Origin of the sequence: Paraburkholderia fungorum, assembly GCF_046026025.1 — a bacterium.
Lineage (GTDB): Bacteria > Pseudomonadota > Gammaproteobacteria > Burkholderiales > Burkholderiaceae > Paraburkholderia > Paraburkholderia fungorum_E.
Window position 1 is genome coordinate 62283 of sequence record NZ_JAQQFL010000013.1, and the last position, 16198, is coordinate 78480.

Annotated in this window: 14 protein-coding genes; 5 read left to right on the top strand and 9 right to left on the bottom strand. The window is 62.7% G+C overall.

What is annotated here, in order from left to right; genetic code table 11:
* Window positions 1-29: 29 nt before the first annotated feature.
* The 8 genes from PQR67_RS16305 to PQR67_RS16340 form a co-directional block, all read right to left on the bottom strand.
* Window positions 30-311 carry a DUF971 domain-containing protein gene (locus tag PQR67_RS16305; RefSeq protein WP_408460993.1) on the bottom strand — a complete coding sequence of 94 codons (282 nt, stop codon included), beginning with the start codon at window positions 309-311 and terminating at the stop codon, window positions 30-32.
* Window positions 308-1303, bottom strand: coding sequence for a HEAT repeat domain-containing protein (locus tag PQR67_RS16310; protein WP_408460996.1), 996 nt, complete (start codon window positions 1301-1303; stop codon window positions 308-310). Before PQR67_RS16310 ends, PQR67_RS16305 begins: the two co-directional genes overlap by 4 nt.
* Window positions 1304-1380: 77 nt before the next feature.
* Entirely contained in the window at window positions 1381-2169 is a 789-nt protein-coding gene (locus PQR67_RS16315) for an ABC transporter ATP-binding protein (RefSeq protein WP_408460998.1), read from the bottom strand.
* A complete protein-coding gene (locus tag PQR67_RS16320) occupies window positions 2166-3020 on the bottom strand; it encodes an ABC transporter permease (RefSeq protein WP_408461000.1) in 855 nt (284 codons plus the stop codon). The genes PQR67_RS16315 and PQR67_RS16320 overlap by 4 nt, the downstream gene beginning before the upstream one ends.
* Before the next feature lie 40 nt (window positions 3021-3060).
* Complete coding sequence (locus PQR67_RS16325) at window positions 3061-4491, bottom strand: ABC transporter substrate-binding protein (protein ID WP_408461002.1); 1431 nt, start codon at window positions 4489-4491, stop codon at window positions 3061-3063.
* A 53-nt stretch (window positions 4492-4544) separates the two neighbouring features.
* Entirely contained in the window at window positions 4545-4790 is a 246-nt protein-coding gene (locus PQR67_RS16330; RefSeq protein WP_054040025.1) for a 4Fe-4S dicluster domain-containing protein, read from the bottom strand.
* 9 nt (window positions 4791-4799) lie between these two features.
* Window positions 4800-6533: a fumarate reductase/succinate dehydrogenase flavoprotein subunit gene (locus tag PQR67_RS16335; protein WP_408461005.1), complete on the bottom strand. Its 1734-nt coding sequence runs from the start codon at window positions 6531-6533 to the stop codon at window positions 4800-4802.
* Window positions 6530-7309, bottom strand: a complete 780-nt coding sequence (locus PQR67_RS16340; protein WP_408461007.1) for a GntR family transcriptional regulator — start codon at window positions 7307-7309, stop codon at window positions 6530-6532. The genes PQR67_RS16335 and PQR67_RS16340 overlap by 4 nt, the downstream gene beginning before the upstream one ends.
* Window positions 7310-7560: 251 nt before the next feature.
* Here PQR67_RS16340 and PQR67_RS16345 point away from each other — a divergent pair, with 251 nt between their 5' ends.
* Window positions 7561-8883 (top strand): LLM class flavin-dependent oxidoreductase, encoded by a 1323-nt coding sequence (locus tag PQR67_RS16345; protein WP_408461009.1) that lies wholly within the window; start codon window positions 7561-7563, stop codon window positions 8881-8883.
* A gap of 109 nt (window positions 8884-8992) precedes the next feature.
* Here PQR67_RS16345 and PQR67_RS16350 read toward each other — a convergent pair whose 3' ends face one another.
* Entirely contained in the window at window positions 8993-10348 is a 1356-nt protein-coding gene (locus PQR67_RS16350) for an LLM class flavin-dependent oxidoreductase (RefSeq protein WP_408461012.1), read from the bottom strand.
* Between the two features lie 423 nt (window positions 10349-10771).
* Between PQR67_RS16350 and PQR67_RS16355 the strand changes: the two genes are divergently transcribed.
* The 4 genes from PQR67_RS16355 (at window position 10772) to PQR67_RS16370 (ending at window position 16144) form a co-directional block, all read left to right on the top strand.
* Entirely contained in the window at window positions 10772-12298 is a 1527-nt protein-coding gene (locus PQR67_RS16355) for a sugar ABC transporter ATP-binding protein (protein ID WP_408461285.1), read from the top strand.
* A 16-nt stretch (window positions 12299-12314) separates the two neighbouring features.
* Window positions 12315-13370, top strand: coding sequence for an ABC transporter permease (locus tag PQR67_RS16360; RefSeq protein ID WP_408461014.1), 1056 nt, complete (start codon window positions 12315-12317; stop codon window positions 13368-13370).
* Between the two features lie 121 nt (window positions 13371-13491).
* Window positions 13492-14730, top strand: a complete 1239-nt coding sequence (locus PQR67_RS16365) for an SfnB family sulfur acquisition oxidoreductase (protein WP_408461017.1) — start codon at window positions 13492-13494, stop codon at window positions 14728-14730.
* A 31-nt stretch (window positions 14731-14761) separates the two neighbouring features.
* Complete coding sequence (locus PQR67_RS16370) at window positions 14762-16144, top strand: LLM class flavin-dependent oxidoreductase (RefSeq protein WP_408461020.1); 1383 nt, start codon at window positions 14762-14764, stop codon at window positions 16142-16144.
* Window positions 16145-16198 lie beyond the last annotated feature (54 nt).

Sequence of the window (16198 nt, forward strand, 5' to 3'; positions counted from 1 at the left end):
CGGCCGCCGCTTTTCCATCACGTCCGTACTCAGGCAATACCCGCCAGATAGTCCCACGGATAGATTCCCTGCGCGTGCCCGTCGCTGAATGCGATCTGCACGCCGTAGCCCATCGGCTGCAAGTCGACAATCGCGACGGGCGCTTCGATACGTGCAGCGTGACCTGCATGCGTCAAGCGGCGGCAGGTGGAGCAGGGGCACCTTTCCCTCAACGTCGCGTTGTCGATCCACTGCGTCTGTCCGCTATTCCACGTCAGGGACACTCGTCCACTCGCTGCGTGAACCGTTATATGGTCCGGCGCGTTCATCATTGCGCCTTTTCAATTTGCGTCAGGGCGATCCGGGCGGCTTTGCGTACTTCCGGATCGGGGTCGGCCGTGGCGGCGTGCAAGGCCGGCAATGATGCTACGTTGCCCAGTTCGCCCAGCGACAAAGCGGCTTCCTTGCGTAAATTGCTGATTGCATGCGTGAGCAGTGCGGCCACCGCCGCGCTCGCCGTTGCGTCGCGGAGCTTGCCTAATGCACGGACGGCCTGCAAACGGACTTGCCAGTAGTCGTCCTCAAGCGCCGCGATCAGTGCGTCTCGCGCGCTCTGCACGCGCAGTTTGCCGAGTGTGGCCGCCGCTTCTTCACGGACTTGCCACGCGGCATCGCGTAGTGCGCCGAGCAAGGCGACGATGGTGTCCTCCGTTGCCGCGGCACCGATACCTAACGCCCCGATTGCCGCACGTCGTACGGCCGGGTTCGGATCATGCGCGGCGATTGCGGTGAGGGGCCCGAGCGCGCGTTCGCTCTTCAACCAGCCGAGCACGCTCACTGCTTCGAGCCGCACCAGGTCTTCGCTCGCACTCAACGCGGCGAGGGCGGGTTCCAGGGCGCCCGCGTAGCGTAATTCACGCAGACCACGCAGTGCCGCCTGGCGCACGAACGGATCGCGATGCGTGGTGAAGGGTGCAAGCAGCGGTCCCGATTCGGGATTCTTCAGGTTGGACAAGCTCTGCGCCGCTGCGTCGCGTACCTCTTCCGCGCGATCCGCCAGCGCTTCGCAGAGTGCTTCAACCGCGTCGGCGCGCTCCCACGCACCGAGCACCTCGGCGGCCTGAGCGCGAACGTCCGGCGATGTGTCGGTGCGCAAGACGGCGACAATCGGTCCGAGCACGGCTTCGTCCTCGAGATCGGCGAGCGCGAGGAGGGCGATGCGGCGCACCGCGGCATCCGCGGACGCCAGGCGCGGCACGAGTTCGGCGGCTTCAGGATCGAGGGAATCGGGGTCGAACGTCAGTGGAAGCGAAATATCGGTCATGAATTGAATGAGGTCTGGATTGAAACAGAGGCGTTCAACAGAGGGATGCAATAGCCCGGTCAGGCCCGCGAGACGCGTTATGCCGCCGCTTCGCGTAGCAGCGCGAGGCAGTGGCGCTTGATCTCGATGAATTGCGCGTCGGTCGTGGTTTCGTCGTCGCGAGGGCGGTCCAGCTCGACGCGCAGATCGGCGACGATGCGTGCGGGCCGTTGCGACAGCACCAGGATGCGGTCGGCGAGAAACAACGCTTCGTCGATATCGTGCGTGACGAACAGCACCGTCGTGCGGATTTGCGTCCAGACGTCGAGCAGCAGCGTTTGCATCATGCGGCGCGTTTGCGCGTCGAGCGCGCCGAACGGTTCGTCCATCAGCAGAACGCGTGGCCGGTTGATCAGCGCGCGGGCGATTTCCACGCGTTGTTGCATGCCGCCCGACAACTGCGCCGGATAGCGCGTACCGAAGCCGCTCAAACCGACCAGATCGAGCAGTTCGCCGGCTTGCCGGCGTCTCTCGTCAGCGGCCAGACCTTTCATCTTCAGGCCGAACGCGACGTTGTCGATCACGCGCTTCCAGGGAAAAAGCGTGTGCTGCTGAAACACGAGGCCGCGTTCCGGGTGCGGGCGCATGACCCGCTCACCGTCGACGACAATTTCACCCGCACTGGCCGCCACGTGTCCGGCGAGCGCGGCCAGCAGCGTCGATTTTCCGCATCCGGACGGCCCTAGTACGCAGACGAATTCACCCGGTTCGACGCTGAACTCCAACTGATCGAGCGCGGTGAATCGCTGCTCACGCACGCCGACGTCCACACTCAGCGCGCGCACGTCGATGCGGCCAGACGGTTTCGATTGCAATTCGGTGTTCATCGCTGCGATGCCTCCATCCGGTACCACGGTATCAGCGCCAACCCGGCGCGCCGCACCAACACACTGCTGCCCATGCCCAACGCGCCGATCAGCAGCATGCCGACGACAATGTCCGCGTAGTTCTGCAACGTGTACGACTCCCATGTGAAATAGCCGATCCCGTACTGGCCCGCGATCATCTCGGCGGTGACGAGACAGAACCATGCGGTCCCCATCCCGATCGACAGACCGGTGACGATGGCGGGCGCCGCGCCCGGCAAGATCACTTCGCTGAACAGCGCGCCACCGCGCGTGCCGAGCGAGCGGGCGGTGGCGACCAGCCGCGGATCGACGCCTTCCACGCCGTGGATCGTGTTGAGCAGAATCGGAAACAGCGCGCCGATAAAGGTGATGAACATCATGCTCATCTCCGATGAAGGAAACATCAGGATGGCAAGCGGGATCCACGCCACTGCCGGAATCGGCCGCAATACTTCGAGCGGGGGCAGTACGGCATCTTCGAATGCCCGATAGCGCCCGATGGCAAGTCCCAGTCCGATGCCCACGACGCTCGCCGCGACAAAGCCCGCCAGCACGCGCATCACGCTGGATAACAGGTGCATCGGCAGTTTGGGCGAGTGGAACAGGGCCCAGGCGGCGGGCACCACGTCGCTTGGCGCGGGCACGTTGGCAAAGGTCAGAACACCGAACGAGACGCGATGCGCGGCGAGCACTTGCCAGATGCCGACGCACGCCAGAATCGATGCGAATCTGATCAGCGCACGGGTGAGACGTGCTGGATTCCAGGTGCGCCGGATAGCGGCCGCACGCCGGATGCCCGTATTTTCCGTGACTTCGAGAATGGCTGACATCGAGGACTCCAGTGATGGATGAACGCTGCAGGATGAGCCGTTAGCGTGCCGCGACCGCTTGCGTCGCATCGGTCTTCGCGGCGGCGAAATCCACGACATTGCCGTTCACCTGCTTCGCGTAGCTATCGGCGTTGTCTTTGAGCAGGAATGCGTTGATGCTGCCCTTGGCGTCCTTCACGTACCACGCCTGGTTGGCGAATAGCTTTAGCCCGCTCGAACGATCCTGCACAAACACGACGCGTGCTTTCTTGCCGCCTTGCTCCAGCGTGTTGAGGGCGGCAAAGGCCTCCTGCGTCGACGCATAATTACGTACCTTGTCTTCGCCGTTGAGCCAGACCTGCGTCACGCTGTGGAAATCAGCGATGCGTTTGCCCGTTTGCGCGTCATTGGCGACGAGGGGTTGTTTCGCGTAGTTCTTGAGCGCCGCGTCGTAGTTCAGTCCGGATTGCCTGAACGCTTCACGGATATAGCGATCGTCGATGAACGTGTTGACGTCCAGATCGACGTCGGTCTTCTTCAAAAGCTTGAGCGTGCTAATGGCCGTGACGGTTGCCTGCCGGTATTCAGGCTTCCACGTCAGATCGCGCGTCTGCAGACCGAGCGGCCCATGGAACAGATAATTGACCTCGGCGTCGATGCCGGTCACCTTCTGGATCAACTGGCTGTATTTCTCGGGATCTTGCGCAAATAGCTGATTCGCCTCGATCACCGCGCGCAAATAGGCAACCACCACTTCCGGATAGCGCTTCGCATAGTCGGCGTCGACGAGCGTGCCGTGGAAGGTCGGAGCGTGGGTTTGCGCACCATCGTAGATCTTGCGCGCGAAGCCGCGGAAGGGGAACAGTTCGGCGAACGGCACGAAGTCGGCGTGTGCGTCGATCTTATGCGCCTTCAGCGCGCTGCCTGCCACTTCGGGCGATTGCGTGATGATGTTGACATCGGTGTCGGGATTCCAGCCTTGCGCCTTGATCGCTCGCAACAGCATGCCGTGCGCCGCCGAGGCGAACGGCACCGAGATCGTCTTGCCTTTCAGATCGGCGATCGAATGGATGGATGAATCGACCGGCACGACGATGCCGTTGCCGCTACCGTCGATACTGCCCGAGAGGACCGTGATGAACACGCTCTTCTTGCCGGCCTTCTGGAAGGCCGCGCCGTTCAGCGAACCGGGAAAATCAGCCATCGATCCGAAGTCGAGTTTGCCCGCCACCATTTCGTTGGTCATCGGCGCGCCGGACGTGAAATCTTTCCATTGCACGTCGTATTTGACGTCCTTGTATTTGCCGTCGTGCGGCAGATATTTATCAAGCAGATTCAACTCGCGGATCAGCAGGCCGCCGGTCGCGCAGTTGATCGTCGTGTCCTGCGTGCCGATCGCGACGCGGATCGTCTCGGCGCGCGCCGGGACGGCCGTGAGTGAAAACAGGCTGCTCGCAAGGAGTGTCGCGGCAAGCAATTGACGGAGTTTCATGAGTTAAGCCCCGGTTGAAAGGGAAACAACGTGTTGGTCTGAATGATGTGCTACTAGCGCAGCAGATAAGGAATGTCGACTCTGACCGCATCGGTCGGGCAATCTTTCTCGCACGGCATGCAGTACCAGCATTCGTCGAACTTCATGTAGGCCTTGCCCTTGCTCAGGTCGATCGCCAGCAGATCGAGCGGACAGACATCCACGCAGACCGTGCAGCCTTTGTCGGCGATGCATTTGTCTTCGTCGATCGTGACGGGCGCGGCGCTGCGCTGGAAAATGTTGTGCGGTGTCGTAGACATGGTGGTTCCTCAAGCGTCGGCAAGCGCGGGCTCGCCGATCCGCAGATTCTGATAGGCCTGACTTTCGTGGTTGTCGAGCGGCACCACATACGGTTCTACAGCGCGTTTTTCGCTGACCATGCGGCCCGCTGAATCTTTCTTCAGATGCGTGTGGCAAAACCACTCCGCGTCGTTGCGCTGCGGATAATCGACGCGATGGTGGTACAACCCCCAGCGGCTTTCCGTGCGATACAGCGAGGCGTGCGCCGCCATTTCCGCGCAGTCGCGAATCGCGCGCACTTCTGCGGCGCGCATCAGCTCGTGCGGATTGTCGGCCTTGATCTGATCGATGTCGGCGGCGATTTCAGCGAAACGCTGCAAGCCGATTTCCATCTTGCGCGTGACTTTCGGCGGTTGAAGATAGTCGTTCACCATGCGGCGCAGCTTGTATTCGACTTGTGCCGGTGCGAGTCCTGTCTCCCGTTCGAGCGGGGCATAGATGCGCAACCGCTCCGCTTCCACCTGCGCGCTATCGAGCGTCGCGTGCTCTCGGCCCTCGACGTATTGCGCCGCGTTTTGCCCGGCGAACCACCCGTAAGTGAAGGCGCCGAGCATGTAGTTGTGCGGCACGGCGGCCATATCGCCTGCGGCATAGAGACCGGCAACGGTAGTCTCCGCGCGCTCGTTCACGTAGACGCCCGATGCGCTGTGGCCACTGCAGAAGCCGATCTCGGAGATGTGCATTTCGATCATCTGCTGACGGTAATCGGTACCGCGTCCTGCATGAAATCGTCCCCGGCTCGGGCGTTCATTCGTGTGCAGAATCTGTTCGATGGTTTGAATGGTTTCCTCGGCGAGGTGGTCGAGCTTCAGGAACACTGGCCCATTGCCGCTTTGGAGTTCCTGGTAGAACTCCCACATCATCTGGCCGCTCCAGTAGTCGCATTCGATGAAGCGTTCGCCCTTGCCGTTCGCGGTAAAGCCACCAAGCGGGCCGGTCACATAGGCGCATGCGGGACCGTTGTAGTCCTTGATCAGCGGGTTGATCTGGAAGCACTCGAGGTTCGCAAGCGCAGCGCCCGCGTGATAGGCCATCGCGTAGCCATCGCCCGCGTTGGTGGGGTTCTCATAGGTGCCCATCAGGTAGCCCGAGGATGGCAAACCGAGCCGTCCCGCAGCCCCACAGCTGAGAATCACCGCCTTCGCGCGCACCACATAAAAATCCGCTGTACGGCAATCGAATCCCAGCACGCCGCAGGCGCGCCCTTGCGCATCGGTCAGAATGCGTGTGACGACAATGCGATTGGTGATCGCAATGCGCGCGCGTTTGAGCTGCCGGTAGAGCACCTTCTTGATGTCATGACCTTCCGGCATCGGCAGGACATAGGAGCCCATGTGATGCACTTTCTTGACCGCATAGTCGCCCGTACCGTCTTTTTCGAACTTCACACCCCAGCGGTCGAGTTCTTCGATCGTCTTGAAACTGTGCTGGGCGTAGGCATAGACGGCTGCCTGATCGACAATGCCGTCGTTGGCGATGGTGATTTCCTTGGTGTACTGCTCCGGTGTGGCATGGCCGGGGATGATGGCGTTATTCAACCCGTCCATGCCCATTGAAATCGCACCGCTGCGTTTGACGTTGGCCTTTTCCAGCAACAACACCTTCAGATTCGGATTCTGTTCCTTTGCCTTCACGGCGGCCATCGGACCCGCCGTGCCGCCACCCACGACCACCAGGTCGTACTCGATCACGTGCGTATTCATTTCGTCTTCCTTGTGGTCTTCTTTTCTTTCTGACGGTCGATGCGAAAGCGGTACTGAAACGCATCGCCGCGGAAATAGAGGTATTCGTAGTCGATCGGCGTGCCGTCCGCGCTATGCGTAAGACGTTCGATGCGCAACACCGGGCTGCCTTCTTCAACGTTCAGGGCCTCGACGATTTCGTCGTCGGCGAGAATTGCGTCGATTGAGACGTCGGCGTGGCCGAGCGGCACGGCACAGTCGTTCTCGAGAATCAGGAAGATGTCGCGCGTGACAAGGTCCGCGCTGGCGAGGCGTTTGCCCAATGCTTCCGGAACCCACGTGATTTCGAGCGACACCGGTTCGCGATTGAGCAGGCGCACCCGATGAATTTCGGCCACTTTCGTGCCTTCGGGCAGTTGCAGCCGGCTGGCGATGTGCGCGGTGGCTGGGATGAAGCGGATATGTTTGAGCTGGTTGACGATTTCATATCCCATCGACGACATCGCTTCGGCGAAACCTTGCAGCGCACTGACGTTCTGGAACGCTTTCGGCTTGGAGACGAAGGTGCCCTTGCCGTGAAGTTTGAAAACGAGCCCTTCCTTTTGCAGATCGCCGAGCGCCTGGCGCACGGTAATGCGGCTGACGTTGAACATCGTGCAGAGGTCGTTTTCAGACGGCATCTGGGAATGGGCCGGATACGTGCCGTTGAGAATGCGCGAGCGCAGCGCCGTCTTGATCTGCTCGTAGAGCGGCGGGGCGGAAAGCGGCAACACGTTGGCCGGGTCGGGTTTCTGCATGATCCTGGTGGGTATCCATACTTGTTATGACAAGTTGGATCACAGTCTAGTGATGGCGCCGCGGCGGGCGAACGAAGATTTTGTGCTTTGTATTTCTGCGGGAGAGCTTTCGGCGCGCCGGATGGTGTCGGCGCCCCGCTGCAAAGCCTTCAGCAGCGAGTGACGGCAAGGCGGGCGCGGTGGGCGATCGCAAGCAGCCTCGGTGAAGGCCGATTAAACTGGCCCGACCTGTTTGCGATGGAGCTTGCACCATGTCACGTCAGCTTCGCCTCGGCGCTTTCATGCGTCCCACAACGATCCATACCGGTGCATGGCGCTATCCCAGCGCCTATCCCGACGCCAACTTCAATTTTGCGCATCTGAAGCGCTTCGCGCAGACGCTCGAGCGCGGCCGCTTCGACGCGTTCTTCATGGCAGACCACCTCGCGGTGCTCAACATGCCGCTCGATGCGCTCAAGCATAGCCACACGGTCACCTCGTTCGAGCCGCTGACGCTGCTGCCCGCGCTGGCCGCGGTCACGGAACGGCTCGGCCTTGTCGCGACCGCGTCCACTACCTTCGACGCGCCTTATCACGTCGCCAGACGGTTTGCGTCGCTCGACCATATCAGCGGCGGCCGCGCGGGATGGAATCTCGTGACCACGTCGAATCCCGATGCCGCGCTCAATTTCGGCCTCGACGAGCATGTCGAACATGACGAACGGTACCGGCGTGCCCGCGAGTTCTTCGACGTGGTCACCGGACTCTGGGACAGTTGGGCCGACGATGCCTTTATCCGCGATACGGAAACGGGCACATTCTTCGATCCGCAAAAACTCCATGTGCTGAACTACAAAAGCGAGAACTTCTCGGTGCGCGGTCCGTTGAATATTGCGCGCCCGATTCAGGGATGGCCGGTCATCGTGCAGGCCGGTTCATCGGAAGCGGGGCGCCAGATCGCCGCCGAAACCGCCGAAGTGGTGTTCACCGCGCAAAGCCTGCTGGCCGACGGCAAGCGCTTTTATGCCGATGTGAAAGGCCGGATGGAAAAACTCGGCCGGGCACGCGATCACATGAAAATCCTGCCCGCTGCCTTTGTGGTGGTCGGCGATACGCTGGAAGAGGCGCGGGAAATCCGGGCGCGGCTCGATACCTTCGTTCATTACGAGAGCGGCATTGCTTCGTTGTCGATTGCATTGGGGCACGACGTGTCCGGTTTTGATCCGGACGGCCCGCTGCCCGAGATCCCCGAGACCAATGCGAGCCGGACCGCGCGGCAACGGGTGGTCGAATGGGCGCAGCGCGACGGGCTGACGATTCGGCAACTCGCGCAGCGCATTGGCGGATACTCCGGGCTCGAGATGGTGGGGACGGCGGCGATGATCGCCGATCAGATGGAGCAATGGCTGGTGGAAGAGGGCTCGGACGGGTTCAACGTGATGTTCCCGTATCTGCCGGGCGGTCTTGATGACTTCGTAGACAAGGTCATTCCAGAGTTGCAAAGGCGCGGCCTGTTCCGGCGCGAATACGAAGGGACGACGCTGCGCGAGAATCTGGGGTTGCCACGGCCGGAGAACCGCTTCTTCGCCCGGTGAGATGACCGAACCACAGAGTCGCCAATCGGCGGATTGCACGGCGCGTTGGACAGGTAGGGCGAGATGCCTACGCGCCTCGCAGGCAACTGGGTGGAACCGAACACCTACATTACGCTGTTGCCGCCGCTTCGCGCGGATGCAGATGGCGGCTAACAGGACGTCGTAACCTGAAGTGTTCGCGCAAGGTACGTCCTTCGTAATCGGTACGAAAAATACCGCGTTGTTGCAGCAGCGGAATCACGCCGTCGGCGAAATCCTGCAGGCCACCCGGCAGCACATCCGGCATCAGATTGAAACCGTCCGCGGCACCGCCCTTGAACCAGTGTTCGATGTCGTCGGCGATCTGTTCAGGTGTGCCGACCACGACACGGTGTCCGCCACCACCCGCCAGTGCGCGGATCAACTGACGCGCGGTGTAGCCATGCGTGCGCGCCTGCGCGAGCGTGGCTTGGAAGAACGTGTGATTGCCGTTACCGCCGCCGGGCAAGGAGAGATCGTCCGGCAGGCGCTCATCGAGTTTTAATCGGTCGACGCTGATGCCCAGAATTCCGGCCAGTCGAGTAAGGCTGTAGCTCCATGGAATCAGGTCCACCAGTTCGTCGCGACGGCGCAGGGCCTCGGCTTCGGTTGCGCCGATTATGGTGGTGAGACCAGGCAACACTCGAATGGCATCGTTGCCCCGTCCCCACGCCGCCGCGCGAGATTTCAGTTCGCGCGCATAGGCAGCGGCCTCGTCGAACGATTGCGATGCGGAGAACACGGCTTCCGCGTGCCGCGCCGCGAGTTCGCGTCCATCGCTTGAACCGCCGGCCTGGATCAGCACGGGATGACCCTGCGCGCTACGCGGCAGGTTGAACGGGCCGTCGACACTGAAGTACTTGCCGCGATGGTCGATGCGATGCACCTTGGTGGCGTCGATGAAGCGGCCGCTCGCCTTGTCGCCGATAAAGGCGTCGTCTTCCCAGCTATCCCACAGCGCCTTCACGACCTCGGTGAATTCGGCTGCGCGCTCGTAGCGTTGCGTGTGATCGGGCACCGCCTCGCGGCCGAAGTTGCGGGCTGAGCCGAGATCGGCGGTCGTCACGATGTTCCAGCCGGCGCGGCCCGCGCTGAGGTGATCGAGCGTGGCAAAGCGGCGCGCGATGTTATACGGCTCGTTATAACTGGTCGATGCCGTGCCGATTACGCCGATATGCGTGGTTGCCGCAGCAATGCCGGCGAGCAACACCGTCGGCTCCAGCGCCGTGATCGGGCGGAAGTCGATCTGATCGGCAATCGACGCGTTATCCGCGAGAAACACGCCATCGAATTTCGCCGCCTCGGCAAGTTGCGCGACGCGAACGTAATGAGCGATATCGACGAAGGCGCGCGGATCGGCTTCCGGCGTGCGCCATGCGGAAGGGACAAAGCCCGAATGCAGGATATTGACGTTCAGATGAAGCTGGCGGGGCGGGTCGATTCTCATGGTCTTGTCGAATGCGGGAGCAACCAGCAACGAAGGAACGCACGTGCTGGCCGATCTTCGCATTGTCGATGAGCGGAGCGTTCGCGACCACGAAGGAATTGTGGCATCGATATGCCGGCGAAGACTAAGCGCATGGCAAAGGCCGCTGTCCCGCGTGATTCAGGGCACGTGCTTGCACGAAACCTACGGTTCGCCGCGTGCGACGCTTTGCATATGAGAACAAATTGGTTCGCCACGAGTCCCGCCCAGGCAGACAATCGGTCCCGGATGACGGTACGCAATACGCCGCCGTTGGCGGAGCATGCGTCGCGCGATTTTTCCGAACTCTTGCCGGACTTTTGCCGGACCCTCGCCGGATCGTCACCGCTTCTTCAGATAGATGACGCTCCCATGAACCCGACCCGCCCGCCACCTCCCGATCGTATGGAAAAGGTTTCGTGTCCGAACGAACCGATCCTGACTGCGTCCGCGCTCACGAAGCACTTTGGTGCAACCGTCGCGCTATCGAAGCTCGACCTCTCGATCCACCCCGGCGAGGTCGTCGCGTTGATGGGCGCCAATGGGGCGGGCAAGTCCACGCTCGTGAAGATCCTGAGCGGCGTGTATCCGCCCGACGCCGGGACCCTGACGCTGCTGGGCAAACCCTATCGGCCCGCATCGCCTCAGGTGGCTAAACAACTCGGCATTGCCACGGTGCACCAGTCGATAGCCGACGCGGTCGTGCCGGCGCTGTCAATCGCGGATAACCTGCTGCTCGAGCGCCTATGCGATCCGGCGTCGTCCTGGCGCGTGCCGCCGGCGGCACGGCGCGCGGCGGCAAGGCCGTTGGCCGAGCGGGTCGGGCTGGATGCCGATCTGTCGGCGCCGCTCGGCTCACTCTCGCTGGCGAATCAGCAACTCGTGACGCTGGCGCGGGCGTTGGCAACGCGCCCCCAGTTGCTGATTCTCGACGAGCCCACCGCCAGCCTGTCCGCCGCCGAAGCCGAACGCCTGTTCACGCGGCTCGAGCCCTTGCGCGACGAGGGCGTCGCGATTCTGCTGGTCTCGCATCGGCTGGGCGATTTGCGGCGGATGGCGAACCGGGTGGCGATCGTGCGCGACGGACATCTCGTCGCCGACCTGCGTCCCCCGATCGATTTCGACGCTGCCGTCGAGACGATGATTGGACGGCCCATGCCGCAGAGCCGAACCCGGCATGCGAACGAGGCGAGGGAGGCCGCCGCGCTCGAACCCTGTTTCAGCGTGCGCGATTTTCAATTGACGCCGGAGAGCCTCCCATTCGACCTCGACGTCCAGCGCGGCGAGATCGTCGCGATAGCCGGGCCGGTGGGCGGCGGCAAATCGCGCCTCGCGAGAGCGATCTTCGGCGCGGCACACGCCAGCCGTGGCCGGATGTTGCTCGACGGCAAACCATGGCGTCCCCGTTCGCCGGCCGACGCGATTCGCGCCGGGGTGTTCCTCGCCGGCGAGGATCGTTGGCGCACGTCGTTGTTTCCCGACAGCGTGCCGTTCGCATCGATTGCGGGCACGCTCAGCTTTCCGTTTCTATCGCATTGGTTCAAGCGCGGGGTGGTACACGAAACGGTAGAGCGCGATGCCGCGATCGATGCGATCAAAACCTTCGGCGTTCGTTGCACCGGCCCCGACGATCGGCTGACGCGCCTGTCCGGGGGCAATCAGCAGAAAGTGGTGCTTGCGCGCTGGCATGTCGAACGCGCGCGTCTGTTGCTGCTCGATGAACCGTTTCAGGGTGTCGACGCCGGCGCGCGCGCCGACATCGTCGATACCTTGCGGCGGCATGCCCATGAACGCGCGACGATCGTGTTCGTCAGCGATCTCGAAGAGGCGCTGGAGATTGCGGATCGCGTCGTGCGCTTCGACCGGGCGACGCTCGAGCGTCCAGCTAGTCACTCAACTGCTCATTCAACTGTCCCATCACCCACGACGTGAACGCCGAACCTAATCCATGAAACCCCTCGCACCTTCCATTGACGCTCACGCGGCATCCGGCCAACGGGCGCAGTCCGCATTGCGGCGCTTGCGCGATCATCTGGAGCGTACCGGCATCCTGCTCGTGCTGGCGATCCTGATTGTCGTATTCGCCGCCAAAGAACCGGCCTTCCTGAATATCGACAATCTGTTCAGCATTCTCCAGGCGGTATCGATCGTGGCGTTGCTCGGCATTGGCGTGACCATCACGCTGGCGGCGGGCGGCTTCGATCTCTCGGTGGGCAGCGTGGCTGCTTCGGCTCAGATGGCGGCCAGCTATGTGCTGATCGTCTGGCATGGCAACGCGCTCGCCGCCGTGGCCGCATGCGTGGCGCTCGGCGTCGCGGCAGGCCTGTTCAACGGGCTGCTGATTACGCGGCTGCGTGTGCCGGACCAACTGGCGACGCTCGGCACCTTGTTCCTGCTGGCCGGTCTGCAACTGATTCCGACAGGCGGCCGCTCGCTGGCAACCGGCACCGTGTTGCCCGACGGCACGGAGGCGAGCGGGACTTTCTCCGACGCATTTCTGGCTCTGGGGCGTCTGCGTCTGTTCGACGTCGTGCCGCTGCCCGTCGTGATTCTCGCTGGATTGACGGTGCTGGCCTGCCTCGTCATGGAGGCGACACGCTGGGGCCGGGTGATCTATGCGATCGGCGGCAATGAGACCGCGGCGCGGCTGGCGGGTGCGCCCACGGCCCGCTACAGGATCGCGGCCTATGTGGCCTCGGGGGCGATTGCGTCGCTGGGCGGCGTGCTGATCGCGGCGCGCGTGGGACGAGGCGACGTCAGCGCCGGTCACTCCCTGTTGCTCGATGCCGTGGCAGCCGCCCTGATGGGTTATGCGGTGTGGGGCGCGAAGCGGCCCAACGTGTTCGGCACCGTGGTGGGGGCCGTGTTCGTCGGCGTACTGCTCAACGGCCTGACCATGCTGAATGCGCCTTACTACATGCAGGATTTCATCAAGGGGGCGTTGCTGGTCCTTGCGCTGGCGTTCACCTTCAGTGTTGGACGGCCCGCTGACTCACGGGCGTGAGTCCTGAGTGGCGCCAAAAGTTGTTTGCCATCCGAAGGAATATCGATTGCCGAATCGTTCAGTTTGCGCGTGCGGTGTCCGCTGATAGATTGAGCGCACAGTCATTCAAGCGGAGATTTCCATGGCAGAGATTGGCGAAGCGGCTTCATCGAACACCCGCAGCGAGAGTCGGCATGCCGTTCGCGTAATCGCCGATGACGCGCAGGCCATCGCGGTGGCCCACGAGGTGGCGGCGCGACTCGCGCAAGGCGCGGCCGGGCGCGATGTCGAACGCCGCTTGCCCCACGAGGAGATCGAATGGTTCTCGCAGTCCGGGCTATGGGCCATCACGGTGCCGAAGCAATACGGCGGCGCGGGCGTCTCCTTCGTCACCTTGACGGAAGTCGTCAAGATCATTGCAGCAGCGGATCCGTCGCTCGGGCAGCTACCGCAGAATCACTTCGGCCTGGTCGACGTGATCGCGCTCACCGGAACGGAAGAGCAGAAACAGTACTTCTTCGCCCAGGTGCTGGGCGGCAAGCGGTTCGGCAACGGTTTTTCGGAGAAGGGCACCAGGAACGTGCTCGATCTGAAGACGAGCGTGACGCAGGACGGCGGCGACTACGTGGTCAACGGCACGAAGTTCTATGCAACCGGCGCGCTGTTTGCCGACTTCGTCCCCGTGCTGGGGCTCGACAGCGAGCGCAAGGGCTGGCTCGCCTACATTCCGAAGGGCACCCCGGGGTTGACCGTGATCGACGACTGGTCGGGCTTCGGTCAACGCACCACCGCAAGCGGCACCGTGGTGCTGGAGAACGTGCGCGTGCCGGCCTCGCATGTGTTGCCGGCGCACCGTGTGTCCGACTATCCCACGCTCAACGGTCCGATCTCCCAGATCATTCAGGCGGCCATCGACGCCGGTATTGCGAAGGCGGCGCTCGACGACACGCTGACGTTCGTTCGCCAGCGCTCGCGGCCATGGATCGACAGCGGGGTCGAGCGCGCGAGCGACGATCCGCTGACCGTGCGGGAGATCGGCCATCTGCATATCCAGTTGCATGCCGCCGAGGCCCTGCTCGAGCGCGCCGCGCGAGTGATCGACGAGATCGCGGCGCAAGCTGACACAACGGAAGACGACGTGGCGCGCGCATCGGTCGCCGTGGGCGAAGCGAAAGTGTTGACGACGGAAACGGCCTTGCTGGCCGGCGAAAAGCTGTTCGAGCTGGCCGGCACCCAGTCGACGCTCGGCGAACACAATCTCGACCGGCACTGGCGCAACGCGCGGGTTCATACGTTGCATGATCCGGTGCGCTGGAAGTATCACCTGGTCGGCAACTACTATTTGAACGGCGTCAGGCCGGCGCGTCACCCCTGGAATTAACGCCAACCGCAATCCCTTACCGAATTCGATCATGGCCAGAGAAATCCGCCTCAACGCATTCGACATGAACTGCGTGGGGCATCAGTCGCCGGGCTTATGGGCGCATCCACGCGACACGTCCTGGCGCTACAAGCAACTCGACTACTGGACCGATCTCGCGAAACTGCTCGAACGCGGCAAGTTCGACGGTCTTTTTATTGCCGACGTGCTGGGTGTCTACGACGTTTTCAACGGCAACGCAGAAGCCGCGATCCGTCAGGCCGCGCAAGTGCCGGTCAACGATCCTGTTCTGCTCGTCTCGGCAATGGCGAACGTGACCGAGCACCTCGGCTTCGGCGTGACCTGCTCGCTCTCCTATGAGCACCCCTATCCATTCGCGCGGCGCATGTCGACACTCGACCACCTGACCAATGGCCGGGTTGGCTGGAACATCGTGACCTCGTATCTGGACAGCGCCGCGCGCAACGTCGGCTTGCCCGCGCAGGCGAACCACGACGAGCGCTATACGCTCGCCGAGGAATATCTGGAGGTCTGCTACAAACTGTGGGAGGCCTCCTGGGAAGACGATGCCGTGGTGCGCGATGCCGCGCGTAAGGTCTTTACCGAACCGTCGAAGGTTCATCCCATCAATCACCGCGGGCAGTATTTCGACGTGCCAGGCATTCACCTGTGCGAACCGTCGCCGCAACGCACGCCGGTGCTCTACCAGGCCGGCGCGTCGAAACGGGGCAAGGACTTTGCCGCGCAGCACGCCGAGTGCATCTTTATCGCCGCGCCGTCGCGCACGATCCTGAAGAACTTTGTCGCCGATATCCGCGCACGCGTGAAGTCGTTTGGCCGCGATCCGCACGACGTGCTGATTTTCAACCTGCACACGGTGATCACCGGCAAGACGTCGGCGGACGCACACGCGAAGCACGCCGACTATCGCCGCTATACGAGCGACGAAGGCGCGCTCGCGCTGATGTCGGGGTGGACCGGCATCGACCTGTCGAAGTACGACCTCGATGAGCCGCTGCGCTATATCGAGAGCAATGCGGTGCAATCGGCCGTGGAGGCTTTGTCGAGCGCGGATCCGACGCGCGTGTGGACCGTGCGTGAGATTGCGAAGTGGGGTGGCATTGGCGGACTCGGGCCGCTTTCCGTGGGAAGCCCGCAGGAGATCGCCGACGAGTTGCAGTCGTGGGTCGAGGAAACCGACGTCGACGGCTTCAACCTCGCTTATGCGTTGACCCACGAGAGCTTTGCGGATTTCGTCGAACTGGTCGTGCCCGAACTGCAACGACGCGGTGTCTACAAGACCGATTACAGCACCGGCACGCTGCGCGAAAAGTTGCACGGCGGTGGTCCGCGGCTGGCCGAACCGCATCCTGGCGCGGCGTATCGGGTCCGCACGCCGGCGCATGCCGGATAGCACCGGATTATTGACCACTACTCGTCATAACAACATCGTCTACCAGGTTGGAGA